At 61.4% G+C, this 13,429-nt stretch carries 11 protein-coding genes; 7 read left to right on the forward strand and 4 right to left on the reverse strand.

Annotated features, from left to right (window positions below):
• The first annotated feature begins 1 nt into the window (after position 1).
• The 4 genes from NB069_RS10220 to atzF all read left to right on the forward strand — a co-directional run bounded on the left by NB069_RS10220 (position 2) and on the right by atzF (position 6,907).
• A complete protein-coding gene (locus NB069_RS10220) occupies positions 2-712 on the forward strand; it encodes an urea amidolyase associated protein UAAP1 (protein WP_250589242.1) in 711 nt (236 codons plus the stop codon).
• 11 nt (positions 713-723) lie between these two features.
• On the forward strand, positions 724-1,356 hold the full coding sequence (locus tag NB069_RS10225) for an urea amidolyase associated protein UAAP2 (RefSeq protein ID WP_434543612.1): 633 nt from the start codon (positions 724-726) through the stop codon (positions 1,354-1,356).
• A 152-nt stretch (positions 1,357-1,508) separates the two neighbouring features.
• Positions 1,509-5,111 (forward strand): urea carboxylase, encoded by a 3,603-nt coding sequence (uca, locus tag NB069_RS10230; RefSeq protein ID WP_250589243.1) that lies wholly within the window; start codon positions 1,509-1,511, stop codon positions 5,109-5,111.
• Positions 5,108-6,907, forward strand: coding sequence for an allophanate hydrolase (atzF, locus tag NB069_RS10235; RefSeq protein ID WP_250589244.1), 1,800 nt, complete (start codon positions 5,108-5,110; stop codon positions 6,905-6,907). Before uca ends, atzF begins: the two co-directional genes overlap by 4 nt.
• A gap of 12 nt (positions 6,908-6,919) precedes the next feature.
• Here atzF and dmsD read toward each other — a convergent pair whose 3' ends face one another.
• The 3 genes from dmsD to NB069_RS10250 all read right to left on the reverse strand — a co-directional run bounded on the left by dmsD (position 6,920) and on the right by NB069_RS10250 (position 10,449).
• Positions 6,920-7,519: a Tat proofreading chaperone DmsD gene (dmsD, locus tag NB069_RS10240; RefSeq protein WP_250589245.1), complete on the reverse strand. Its 600-nt coding sequence runs from the start codon at positions 7,517-7,519 to the stop codon at positions 6,920-6,922.
• Positions 7,520-7,566: 47 nt separating this feature from the next.
• Complete coding sequence (gene ynfE / locus NB069_RS10245) at positions 7,567-9,996, reverse strand: selenate/tellurate reductase subunit YnfE (protein WP_250589246.1); 2,430 nt, start codon at positions 9,994-9,996, stop codon at positions 7,567-7,569.
• A 147-nt stretch (positions 9,997-10,143) separates the two neighbouring features.
• Entirely contained in the window at positions 10,144-10,449 is a 306-nt protein-coding gene (locus NB069_RS10250; protein WP_103824474.1) for a DUF1161 domain-containing protein, read from the reverse strand.
• A 118-nt stretch (positions 10,450-10,567) separates the two neighbouring features.
• On the opposite strand from NB069_RS10250, the gene NB069_RS10255 reads away from it, so the two are divergent.
• Complete coding sequence (locus tag NB069_RS10255) at positions 10,568-11,260, forward strand: YnfC family lipoprotein (RefSeq protein ID WP_434543613.1); 693 nt, start codon at positions 10,568-10,570, stop codon at positions 11,258-11,260.
• 39 nt (positions 11,261-11,299) lie between these two features.
• Here the strand turns inward: NB069_RS10255 and NB069_RS10260 are convergent, their stop codons facing one another.
• Positions 11,300-11,629, reverse strand: coding sequence for a DUF1283 family protein (locus NB069_RS10260; RefSeq protein WP_434543614.1), 330 nt, complete (start codon positions 11,627-11,629; stop codon positions 11,300-11,302).
• Between the two features lie 147 nt (positions 11,630-11,776).
• Here NB069_RS10260 and NB069_RS10265 point away from each other — a divergent pair, with 147 nt between their 5' ends.
• Positions 11,777-12,103 (forward strand): YnfA family protein, encoded by a 327-nt coding sequence (locus tag NB069_RS10265; RefSeq protein WP_250589249.1) that lies wholly within the window; start codon positions 11,777-11,779, stop codon positions 12,101-12,103.
• 109 nt (positions 12,104-12,212) lie between these two features.
• Entirely contained in the window at positions 12,213-13,427 is a 1,215-nt protein-coding gene (gene manD / locus NB069_RS10270; RefSeq protein WP_039029243.1) for a D-mannonate dehydratase ManD, read from the forward strand.
• Positions 13,428-13,429 lie beyond the last annotated feature (2 nt).

Consider the following 13,429-nt stretch of genomic DNA (forward strand, 5'->3'; position numbering starts at 1 on the left):
TGTGAACACGACTCTACGCGACGAGATCCTGCCGGGCGGCGGCCATCTCTCTTTTGTGCTCAAGCGCGGGCAGATCCTGCGTATCACCGACATCGAAGGCGGGGCCAACGTCAGCCTGATGCTGCTCAACGCCCATGAGAAAAGCGAGCGCCTGAACCTGCCGGATACCCTGAAGGGCCAGCACACCGCGCGCCTCACCGCCGGGCACTGCTTCTACTCCGATATGGGCCGCGTGCTGGCGGGCATCACCACCGATACCTGCGGCTGGCACGACCCCTTCGGCGGCGTGCTCAACGCCGCCGAAACCACGGAAAAATACGGTCAGGGGCGCTATCAGGAGCTGCGCAACGGCTTCTTCCGCAACGGCACCGATAACCTGCTGGTGGAGATGGGCAAGTGGGATCTTAACCTTGAAGATCTGCTGATGGTGGTGAACCTCTTCAGCAAAGTGACGGTGGATCAGCAGGGCCAGTTCAGCTTCCACAGCGGCTACTCGCAGCCGGGCAGCTATGTGGATCTGTTCGCCCCGATGGACACCCTGGTGGTGATGACCGCGCTGCAACACCCGATGGATCCCTCCCGGGAGTATGCCCCGCGCCCGGTACAGCTCTGCTGGCGACAGGCAGAGGACGAACAGGCGGCGATTAACGCCCTGTTGACGCGTCCTGAAAACGAACGCGCCATCACCAACACCCAACTTTTCGCCCTGTAAGGAGCCACATCATGACCGTAGCCAGCGAAAAACATACCCAGGACGCCAGCTTCCGCCATGTGATCCCGGCGGGGGAGCCTTACCTGTTTGAAGTCAAAAAAGGCCAGACCCTGCGCCTGCTGGATCTGGAAGGTAACCAGGCGGTAGACACCCTGTTTTATAACGCCGATAACCCGCGCGAGCGCTACGACGCCCAGCGCACCCTGCGTCGCCAGAACAACGCCTATCTCACCCGCGGCAGCGTGCTCTGGTCCAACCTGGGTAATCCGCTGCTGACTATTGTGGCGGATACCTGCGGACGGCACGACACCCTCGGCGGCGCCTGCGCCCAGGAGAGCAACACCGTGCGTTATGCCCTCGACAAAGGCCACATGCACAGCTGCCGGGATAACTTCCTCTGCGCCTGTCTGCACGATGGCCGTCTGCAAAAGCGGGATATCGCGGCCAACATCAACTTCTTTATGAACGTGCCGGTTACCCCGGAGGGGGGCCTGACCTTTGCCGACGGCATCTCGGCCCCGGGTAAATACGTCGAGCTGCGCGCGGAGTGCAACGTCATCGTGCTGATCTCCAACTGCCCGCAGCTGAATAACCCCTGCAACGGCTGGAACCCGACGCCCGCGGAGGTGCTGGTATGGAATTAACCACAACCCGCTGGCAGCGCCTGCGCCAGATGATTTACCGCCTGTTTGAAGTGCGAGCCGGACGGATCCTGCCGTAAATCTTTTATCCCCGTGGACGACCATGCGGTGAGCCAGTTTCCGGCGGGACGACCCGCCACCATTGAGTCTGAACTATGTTGACGAAACTCCTGATTGCTAACCGCGGGGCGATTGCCTGCCGCATTCTGCGCACCCTGCGCGCCATGAACATCGGCGGCGTGGCGGTCTATTCCGAGGCGGATATCAGCAGCCTGCATATCCGCGAGGCCGACGACGCCCTGAGCCTGGGCGATGGCCCGGCGGCGAATACCTATCTGGTGAGTGACAAAATTATCGCCGCAGCGCTTGCGAGCGGGGCAGAGGCTATTCACCCCGGCTACGGCTTTCTCTCGGAGAACGCCGCCTTTGCCGAAGCCTGCGAAGCCGCGGGCATTGCCTTTGTCGGCCCCACGCCGGAGCAGCTGCGCCTGTTTGGCCTGAAACACACCGCCCGGGCGCTGGCGAAAACGCACGGCGTGCCGATGCTGGAGGGCACCGGGCTGCTGGCGGATGTGCATGATGCCTTGCAGGCGGCAGAGCAGGTCGGCTATCCGGTGATGCTCAAAAGCACGGCGGGCGGGGGCGGGATCGGCATGCGCGTCTGTTACAGCGCGGCGGAACTCTCGGATGCCTACGACGCCGTAGTGCGGCTGGGTAAAAACAACTTCAGCGATGCGGGCGTCTTTATCGAGAAGTACATCGAGCGGGCGCGTCACCTTGAGGTGCAACTCTTTGGCGACGGCAACGGAGAGGTGATTGCCCTGGGCGTACGGGACTGTTCTGTACAGCGCCGCAACCAGAAGGTCATCGAAGAGACCCCCGCGCCCAACCTGCCGGACGGCATGGCGGAGGCGCTCTGCGCGGCCGCAATCAAGCTCGGCAAAGCGGTCAACTACCGCAGCGCGGGCACGGTGGAGTTTGTCTATGACAGCGACGCGGCCCGGTTCTATTTCCTCGAAGTGAATACCCGTTTACAGGTGGAGCACGGCGTCACCGAGCAGGTGTGGGGCGTGGATCTGGTGCGCTGGATGATTGAGCTGGCGGCAGGCACCCTGCCGCCGCTGGCGATTCTGGCTGAAAGCCTGACCCCTGAGGGCCACGTCATTCAGGCGCGGGTCTATGCCGAAGATCCGGGCCGCCAGTTCCAGCCTTCACCCGGCCTGCTGACCGAAGTGGTGTTCCCGGCAGACGATCGCCGCACGCTGCGCATCGACAGCTGGGTGGAGTCGGGCTGCGAGGTGCCGCCCTTTTTTGACCCGATGCTGGCGAAAATCATCGCCTGGCAACCGACGCGTGAAGCCGCCATTGACGCCCTGCACGCCGCGCTGGGTGATACCCGCCTGTATGGCGTGGAGACTAACCGCAGCTACCTGCAGCAGATTTTAACCTTCACGCCGTTTGCCCGCGGCGAGCCCTGGACCCGCTGTCTGGAAGGGCTCGTTTATCAGGCCGTGACCCTTGAGGTGCTCAGCCCCGGGACGCAAACCACGATTCAGGACTATCCGGGACGCACCGGCTACTGGGCGGTGGGCGTACCGCCATCAGGTCCGATGGACAGCCGCGCGCTGCGTCTTGGCAACCGGCTTCTCGGCAACGACGAGGGGGCCGCCGGGCTGGAGATCACCCTCAGCGGCCCGACGCTGAAGTTTAACTGCGATGCCCAGCTGGCGGTGACCGGGGCGGAAATTGCCCTGACCCTGGACGGCGAGCCGCTGGAGAACAACCGGGTCTACCGGGTGCGGAGCGGCATGACGCTGCGGATGGGCGATATTCGCGGCGAGGGCGTGCGCAGCTATCTCTGCCTGCGCGGGGGCGTCAACGTGCCGGATTATCTCGGCAGCAAAAGCACCTTTACGCTGGGGCAGTTTGGCGGCCACGCCGGTCGCGCGCTGCGTACCGGCGACGTGCTGCATCTTTCGCCATTGACATCGTTATGCCCGGCGCAGTCGCTGCCCCCGGCCCTGCGCACCACCCTGGCTGCCGTGCGCACTCTGAGGGTGATCTACGGCCCGCACGGCGCGCCGGAGTATTTCACGCCTGGCTACATGAACACCTTTTTTGCCACCGACTGGGAGGTGCATTTCAACTCCAGCCGCACCGGCGTGCGCCTGATCGGGCCTAAACCCGAGTGGGTGCGCGAGAGCGGCGGCGAGGCGGGGCTGCATCCGTCGAATATTCACGACAACCCCTACGCCATCGGCGCGGTGGATTTTACCGGCGACATGCCGGTGATCCTCGGCCCGGATGGCCCCAGCCTGGGCGGGTTCGTCTGCCCGGTGACCATCATTGAAGCCGACCTCCACGCGGTAGGGCAGCTGAAGGCGGGGGATAAGGTGCGCTTTGTGCCGGTGGATATCGCCACCGCCCGCCAGCTGGCCCAGGCGCAGGCCACGCAGATCGCCAGCCTGCACCCGATGGACGTGGCATGGCAGCCCGTGGAACCGGCCTCGCCGGTGGTGCTGGTGCAGGGACAGGCCGATAAGCGGCTGGTGGCCCGGCTCTCCGGCGACACCCATCTGCTGCTGGAGATTGGCGACCCGGAGCTGGATCTGGTCCTGCGTTTTCGCGCCCACGCCCTGATGCAGGCCCTTGAGGCGCGGGCGCTGGACGGCGTTATCGATCTGACCCCGGGGATCCGCTCCCTGCAGATCCACTATCAGCCGGAGTCGCTCACGCTGGCGAGCCTGCTGGATACCCTCGCCGGGCTGTGGCAGGCGGTCTGCGAGCAGGATGCCCTTGAGGTGCCGTCGCGCATCGTCTGGCTGCCGCTCTCCTGGGACGACCCGGCCTGCCAGAAGGCCATCGACAAATACATGACCACCGTGCGCCGGGACGCCCCCTGGTGTCCGAGCAACCTGGAGTTCATCCGCCGGATTAACGATCTGGCGAATGTGGATGAAGTCTACCGAACGGTGTTCGACGCCAGCTATCTGGTGATGGGGCTGGGAGATGTCTACCTCGGTGCGCCGGTGGCTACGCCGCTGGATCCGCGGCATCGTCTGGTCACCACCAAGTACAACCCGGCCCGCACCTGGACGGCAGAAAACTCGGTGGGCATCGGCGGAGCCTATCTCTGCGTCTACGGCATGGAGGGGCCGGGGGGGTATCAGTTTGTCGGCCGCACCCTGCAGATGTGGAGTCGCTATCACGCGGTGGCGGATTTTGGCGGCAAGCCCTGGCTGCTGCGCTTCTTCGACCAGATCCGCTTCTACCCGGTCTCGGCCGACGAGCTGCTCACCATTCGCCGCGATTTCCCGCTGGGGCGCTATCCGCTGCGCATCGAGCACACCAGCCTGAAGCTGGCGGAGTATCAGCAGTTCCTCGCCGACGACGCCCAGGAGATAGACGCCTTTCGCGCTCATCAGCAGGCGGCTTTTAACGCCGAGCGCGAGCGCTGGATCGCCAACGGCCAGGCGCATTTCGACAGCAGCGACGTGCTGGCGGAGGAGGGCGACGATGCGCCGCTCCAGCCGGGACAGGAGGGCATCGACAGCCCGGTCTCCGGCAACCTGTGGCAGGTGAGCGTTGAGGTCGGCAAAGCCGTGCGCGAGGGCGATGTGCTGGTGGTGCTGGAGTCGATGAAGATGGAGATCCCGCTGCTTGCCACGCAGGACGGTATTGTCAGCCAGGTGCGCGTCCAGCCGGGTTCTCCGGTCCGGGCGGGTCAGTGTGTGGTGGTTCTGGAGAAAACAGCATGAAGCATCTTTATGATTTACGCCTCGATGTCCTGGCGCAGGCTTACGGTGAAGGCCGCCTTACGCCGCGGGAAGTGGTGAGTAACCTGCGCGAGCGGGCGCTGGCCCTGAACCCGGAGTTCAATGCCTTTATCTGTCTGCTCACCCCGGAAGAGCTGGAACCTTATCTGACGGCGCTTGAGGGCCACTCCTTGCAGACGCTGCCGCTTTATGGCGTGCCCTTTGCCATTAAAGATAATATCGATCTGGCGGGCGTCGTGACGACCGCCGCCTGCCCGGCGTTTGCTTATCGTGCAGAGCAGGACGCCACCGTCGTCGGGCAGCTGATCGCCCTGGGGGCAATCCCGCTGGGGAAAACCAATCTCGACCAGTTCGCCACCGGACTGAACGGCACCCGCTCCCCCTATGGCGCGTGTCGCAACAGCGTGCATGCGGACTATCCGTCGGGCGGCTCCAGCGCCGGGTCATCGCTGGCGGTGGCGCTGGGGCTGGTGAGTTTTGCGCTCGGCACCGACACCGCCGGGAGCGGACGCGTGCCCGCCGCGCTGAACAACCTCGTCGGGCTGAAAGCCACCAAAGGGTTGATCTCCACCGCTGGGGTGGTGCCTGCCTGCCGCACGCTGGACTGCGTGACCTTCTTTACCACCACCGCAGCGGAAGCCAGCCAGCTGCTGGCCCTGACGGCGGTTCAGGATCCGCGTGATGACTACAGCCGCGCTAACCCGGCGTGGAACGGGGCGCAGGCGTTTGGCGTACCCGCAGCAGGTTTTCGTTTCGGCGTGCCGGACCGGCTGGAATTTCTCGGCTGCACCGAGAGCGAGGCGCTGTATCACGCCGCCAAAGACCGCTTAATCGCCCTGGGGGGCGTGCCGGTGACCATCGATTTCTCGCCGTTTCTGGCGGCGGCGTCGCTGCTCTATAATGGCCCGTGGGTGGCGGAGCGTTATCATGTGGCGGGCAAACTCATTGAACAGCAGCCGGATGCGGTGCTGCCGGTTATTCGCGATGTGCTGAGCAACGCCCCGGGCACCGATGCGGTGGCGGCCTTTGAAGCCCAGTACCAGCTTCAGCATTTCAAACGCCAGTGCGATGAGATAATGGCGGATCTGGACTGCGTGCTCACGCCCACTTACCCGCGCCCGGTGACCCTGGCGGAGCTGGCGGAAGAGCCGGTTAAGCGCAACTCCGATCTGGGGATCTACACCAACTTTATGAACCTACTGGACTATGCCGCCGTGGCGGTGCCTGACGGGCATATGGCCAACGGTCTGCCCTCGGGCGTGACGTTGTTTGGCCGGGCGTTCACCGACCAGTATCTGCTGAGCCTTGCCGGTGCCCTGGAGCGTCACCAGAATCTGGTGCTGCCCGGGGATCGCGCCCTGCACGAAACTGTCCCTGACAACACGGCCAGCCACGATCGCCTGTCGATCGTGGTTTGCGGGGCGCATCTGGACGGGCTGGCGCTCAATCACCAGCTGCGCCAGCGTGGAGCAAGGTTACGCGAGACCACCCGTAGCGCGCCGCACTATTGCCTGTATGCCCTGGCCGACGGAAAACGGCCCGGCATGGTCCGCGACCGCGAACGGGGGGCGGCGATTGCCGTGGAAGTGTGGGAGCTGCCCCACGCCGAAGTGGGATCCTTTCTGGCAGGAATTCCTGCCCCGCTGGGGCTCGGGAAAGTGGAACTGGAGGACGGGCGCTGGTTGACCGGTTTCATCTGCGAGGAGTATGGCCTGCAGGGGGCGAAGGATATTACGGCGTTCGGTGGCTGGAGAGCCTGGCTTACTCAGGCTGAGTAAGCCAGGGAGAGGTTAACGGTAGAGCGGTTTTTCGGCCACGGGTATCAGCAGGCCGGATTGCCACTCTGCCAGCGTCAACCGGGTCAGTTTGCCCAGCGCGCGGTAGAAGGGGTGGTTTGCGTTTTCAATGAACACGGAAAGAAAACGGCTGCTCCAGGGCAGCAGATGCCAGGCCAGAAGCTGGTCGCGCTCCGCGTCACGGCCGGTTTCAGACAGCCAGGCCGCCATCAGCAGCAGGGCACCAAAGTGATCTTCCGGCTCGTTTTGCGCCATCTCGAAGGCAATGCCGTTGTCCCGCATCCACTGGCGCAGCGCCAGGGTGGAATCCCCGAACAGCACCGACTCGCGATCCAGCCACACTGACCCCCACGGCGGCGCGGGCAGCGCCCACGGGCCGACAAACAGACGCTGCCAGGCGGTGCGTAACGGCTCATCCCCCGGCTCGCGCAGTTCGTCGGCGACGGGGCCCAGCAGGGTGTTATCCAGCGGCCAGTCGTGCAGCCAGTCGGTCTGCGTCAAACCCGTAACCAGCGGCGCAGCCTCAGGGCTGTCCGGCGCGTAGTAAAACAGTGCGCCCAACACGCGGGCAGTAAAAGCAAACGACTCTCTCATACTTCATCCTTCAACGGCGCGGGTTGCCCCGCGCGAACTCATTGTGACTACGCTTTTTCGATTTGTACCAGGTTGGTGTGCTGCGGGTTGCCCTTCGCCAGCGGGGACGGGCGGTGGGTGGTCAGGGTGTTGATGCACGAACCGTGGTCAATGCGATCCCCGGTCATGTTGGCATCGTGCCACGCCCCCTGGCCCATGGCGCTGACGCCCGGCATGATGCGCGGCGTGACTTTGGCCGGAATGCGCAGCTCGCCCCGGGCGTTCCAGACCCGCACCATGTCACCGTTTTCGATCCCGCGGGATGCAGCATCCACCGGGTTAAGCCACACCTCCTGACGGCAGGCGGCCTGCAGTACATCGACGTTGCCATAGCTGGAGTGGGTGCGGGCCTTGTAGTGGAAGCCAAACAGCTGCAGCGGGAACTGGCTGCGGTCGGGATCGTCCCAGCCTTCAAAGGTGGAGGCATACACCGGCAGGGGACTGATGGTTTCATCTTTTTCCAGCTGCCATTTCCCGGCAATATCGGCCAGCCTGCTGGAGTAGATCTCGATTTTCCCCGACGGCGTTTTCAGCGGGTTAGCCGCCGGATCCTCGCGGAATTTTTTATAGGCGACGAAATGCCCGTTCGGATCTTTACGTTTATAGATGCCCATCGCTTTCAACGCCTCATAAGAGGGGAGCTGCGGATCTTTAGCCACCATCTTAGCGTAAAGGTACTGCAACCATTCCGCCTGGGTCCGGCCTTCGGTAAAGCGCTGATAAACGTTCGGCCCCAGGCGCTTCGCCACTTCGCTCATGATCCAGTAGATGGGCTTGCGTTCAAATTTGGGCGCGGTCACCGGTTGGAGGAAGATCAGATACCCCATATTCCCGGCATAGTCGTTGGGAATGATGTCCTCCTGCTCGACGGTCATCAGATCCGGCAGCAGCAGATCGGCGTATTTCGCCGAGGAGGTCATAAAGTTGTCGATCACCACAATCATTTCGCACTTGCTCTCGTCCTGCAAAATGTCGTGGGTTTTGTTGATATCCGAATGCTGGTTAATGATGGTGTTACCGGCATAGTTCCAGATGAACTTGATCGGCACGTCGAGCTTATCCTTGCCGCGCACCCCATCCCGGGTGGCGGTCATCTCCGGGCCGCGGGCGATGGCGTCGGTCCAGCTGAAGCAGGAGATCTGGGTTTTAACCGGGTTCTCCGGCAGCGGCATACGTTCGATGGTGATGGTGTAGGTGGATTCACGTGCGCCGCTGTTGCCGCCGTTAATGCCGACGTTGCCGGTGAGGATCGGCAGCATAGCGATGGCCCGGGAGGTCAGCTCGCCATTGGCCTGACGCTGCGGCCCCCAGCCCTGGCAGATGTAAGCCGGTTTCGCCGTGCCGATTTCCCGGGCCAGCTTAACGATCCGATCGACGGGAATGCCGGTGATACGCGAGGCCCACTCCGGCGTTTTGGCGGTGGCGTCCTCGCCCTGGCCCAGAATATAGGCCTTGTAGTGGCCGTTAGCGGGCGCGCCTTCCGGCAGGGTGGTTTCGTCGTAACCGACGCAGTATTTATCCAGGAACGGCTGATCGACGAGATCTTCATTAATCAGGACCCAGGCGATGCCCGCTACCAGCGCGGCATCTGTCCCCGGCCGAATCGGGATCCACTCATCTTCACGCCCGGCGGCGGTGTCGGTATAGCGAGGATCGATAACGATCATGCGCGCATTCGAGCGTTCCCGCGCCTGTTCAAGGTAGTACGTGATCCCGCCGCCGCTCATGCGCGTTTCCGCCGGGTTATTGCCGAACATCACCACCAGCTTGCTGTTTTCGATATCAGACGTGCTGTTGCCTTCGTTGCTGCCGTAGGTGTAAGGCATGGCGCAGGCGATCTGCGCGGTGCTGTAGGTACCGTAATGGCTCAGGAACCCGCCGTAGCAGTTCATCAGTCGGGCAACCAGAGAGGCATAAGGCGAGGAGCGGGTGATGTTACCGCCAACAATTCCGGAAGAGTAATTAATGTAGACCGCTTCGTTGCCGTATTTAGCCACCACGTCGCGCAGGCTGGTGGTGAGCAGATCCAGGGCTTCATCCCAGGAGATTCGTTCGAACTTGCCTTCTCCGCGTTTACCCACCCGCTTCATGGGGTAGTTCAGGCGGTCGGGATGGTTGATGCGCCGACGGATCGAGCGTCCGCGCAGGCAGGCGCGCACCTGATGGTTGCCATAGATGTCGTCGCCGGTGTTATCGGTTTCTACCCAGTAAACTTCATCGTCACGTACGTGCAGGCGCAGCGCGCAGCGGCTGCCGCAGTTGACCGAACAGGCGCCCCAGACCACTTTGTCCTCGCGCGCCTGCTGCACGGCAGCGGCAGCGGGGCGTAAACCAAAGGGCAATGACAGACCGCCCGCGGCAAGCGCAAGGGATCCGATGGCGGTCGATTTGACGAGGGTACGGCGGCTAATCCCGCCGCTATGCTCATTATCTGACATGACTCACTCCATTACGTTCGTCGTTGAAAACTGATTTCAGCCGTGATGACGATCGGGCTAATGGAGAGGAGTGTTACCCATTAAGGGGGAGTTGTTATTAATGTATATCAAAACAAAGGGGATTCCCCCGCGTTAACGGGGGAAAACTCACTGCGGCTCGCGGGGGGCAGGAGCCTGATTGCCGCCTCCGCTCACCGGATAGTTGCCGCTGCTGGTGCGGGTATAGAGGATTTTGAGGGTGTCATTGGCGCAGTGGCCTACCACTTCGGCGTCGGGTTTATCGGCCTGATCGTTAGGCACAATGTTCAGCATAAAGCCGCTCTCCGGCACGCCGTTATTGATAATCCGCTGTTGAATGTCGCTTTTGATCCGCTCGCAGTTATCGGGTGCCGCCAGCGCGGCCGGGGCAATGCCCGCGAGCAAAAGTGCAGTAATCCAGGGTAACCGTTTCATATCTGCCTCCTTACGACTGTGTGTGACTATAATAATAGCTAATGTAAACGGTTGTATTTGTTAATATGCCTGGAATTATCTTCTGCTATCGGTAGGTCATGTGAATAAACACGCGCTTATGCTTGTCCTGGCAGCTCTGTTGATGGGGTGTGACAACACCGCCGCGCCGCTGTCGTTTACGCCAGAAATGGCCAGTTTTTCAAACGAATTTGATTTCGATCCCCTGCGCGGGCCGGTGAAAGACTTCAGCCAGACGCTGATCAATGAAAAAGGGGAAGTGGCCAAGCGCGTCAGCGGCACGCTCTCGGAGGAAGGCTGCTTTGACAGCCTGGAGCTGCACGATCTCGAAGCTAACACCGGCATCGCGCTGGTGCTGGACGCCAACTACTATCTGGATGCCCAGACCCACCAGAAAAGGCTGCGCCTGCAGGGGAAATGCCAGCTGGCGGAACTGCCCGCGTCGGGGATTTCATGGGATACGGATGACAACGGCTTTATCGTCAGCGCCCACGGCAAGGATATGGAAGTAAACTATCGCTATGATGCCGACGGCTATCCGCTGGGCAAAACCACCGTGTCCGGGGAGCAGCATCTCTCCATTACGGCGACCCCCGCGGCTGACAAGCGTAAGAAGCTCGACTACACCTCGATCAGCCAGTTGAACGATAAGCCGCTGGGCAATGTGAAACAGACCTGTGATTACGACAGCCACGACAACCCGGTAGAATGCGAGCTGGTCGTGGTGGATGAAAGCGTGAAGCCTGCAGTGTCGCGTAAGTACACCATCAAAAATAACATCGAATACTACTAAACACCGCGCAGCGTGCTGCGCGGTGGCTGCGAAAAGTCATCAGGGGGCCATCACGCGGCCGGTACGACGGTCGAGGCAGCGCAGGGTGTTGGGCTCCCAGTAGGCGTTGACATTGGCGCTCTGCTGGCATTTATCCCGCGCGTCAAAGGCCACATCCTCTTTGTCCCACTCTTTCTCCGCGCGGGTATTCACCTTCTGGCGCAGGCTGCGGGTGTCGTTCCATTGCTCTTTATCCATGGCGGCATTCTGACGGCTCTGGGCGCTGTCGCCGGATTCAATAATCAGTTTGCTGGTGTTGGCGGAGACTGGCGCGATGAAAACAGCGGCCAGCAGGGCAGCCAGACAGAGGCGTGTGTTCAGTTTACGCATAGTGTTTTCCTTACAGACGGTGGACATTCGAATAACCACCGGGGTTCTACAACAGTCCATTGTGAGGTCATACCCACATCAGGTATGTGGAAGGGTTCCTTTCACATTCGGTTATGATAACCCATCCCTCACTAGACAACGTTAAATATGTTTAAAACAACTCTGCTCTTTTTTGCTACCGCCCTGTGTGAAATTCTCGGCTGTTTTCTGCCCTGGCTATGGCTGAAGAAAGGAGCCTCGGTTCTGCTGCTCATTCCCGCTGGCGTTGCCCTGGCGCTGTTTGTCTGGCTGCTGACGCTGCACCCGGCGGCAAGCGGACGCGTCTACGCCGCCTATGGCGGGGTGTACGTTTGCACCGCGCTGCTGTGGCTGCGGGTGGTGGATGGGGTCAGGCTGAGCCTGTATGACTGGGCGGGTGCCGCGGTTGCGCTGTGCGGCATGCTGATCATCGTGGCGGGTTGGGGGCGCGCTTAAGCGCCCAATCTGTGATCGAGCGAGGATTTTTCGATCTTCATACTTGTATGGTAGTAGGGTGATTGCGTAGATTTCTTCCATCACAACACATGATGTAAGGAACCGGAACATGAAGATCGTAGGGGCTGAAGTATTTGTCACCTGTCCTGGGCGTAACTTTGTCACGCTGAAAATCACCACCGACGAAGGGATCGTCGGCCTGGGTGATGCCACCCTGAATGGCCGCGAGCTCTCCGTCGCGTCCTACCTGAAAGATCATCTCTGCCCGCAGTTAATTGGCCGCGATGCTCACCGTATCGAAGATATCTGGCAGTTCTTCTATAAAGGCGCGTACTGGCGTCGCGGCCCGGTCACCATGTCGGCCATTTCCGCCATCGACATGGCGCTGTGGGATATCAAAGCCAAAGCCGCCAATATGCCGCTGTACCAGCTGCTGGGCGGCGCCTCCCGTGAAGGGGTGATGGTGTACTGCCACACCACCGGTCACACCATCGACGACGTGCTGGAAGATTACGCCCGCCACAAAGAGATGGGCTTCAAGGCGATCCGCGTTCAGTGCGGCGTGCCGGGAATGAAAACCACTTACGGCATGTCTAAAGGGAAAGGGCTGGCGTATGAGCCAGCCACCAAAGGCAACTGGCCGGAAGAGCAGCTGTGGTCAACCGAAAAATACCTCGATTTTACGCCGAAATTATTTGACGCCGTACGTAACAAGTATGGCTTTAATGAACACCTGCTGCACGACATGCACCACCGTCTGACGCCGATCGAAGCGGCGCGTTTCGGTAAGAGCATCGAACAGTACCGGATGTTCTGGATGGAAGACCCGACCCCAGCCGAGAACCAGGAGTGCTTCCGTCTGATCCGCCAGCACACCGTCACCCCAATTGCCGTGGGCGAAGTGTTCAACAGCATCTGGGACTGCAAGCAGCTGATCGAAGAGCAGCTGATCGACTACATCCGCACCACCATCACCCATGCGGGCGGGATTACCGGAATGCGTCGGATTGCCGATTTCGCCTCGCTCTACCAGGTGCGTACCGGCTCGCATGGCCCATCGGATCTCTCCCCGATTTGCCACGCGGCGGCACTGCACTTCGACCTGTGGGTACCGAACTTTGGCGTGCAGGAGTACATGGGTTATTCCGAACAGATGCTGGAAGTGTTCCACCATAACTGGACCTTCGAAGATGGCTACATGCATCCGGGCGATAAGCCGGGCCTGGGCATCGATTTTGACGAGAAACTGGCGGCGAAATATCCCTACGATCCCGCTTACCTGCCGGTTGCGCGTCTTGAAGATGGCACGCTGTGGAACTGGTAAAG

This window comes from Leclercia adecarboxylata (assembly GCF_023639785.1).
Lineage (GTDB): Bacteria > Pseudomonadota > Gammaproteobacteria > Enterobacterales > Enterobacteriaceae > Enterobacter > Enterobacter adecarboxylatus_D.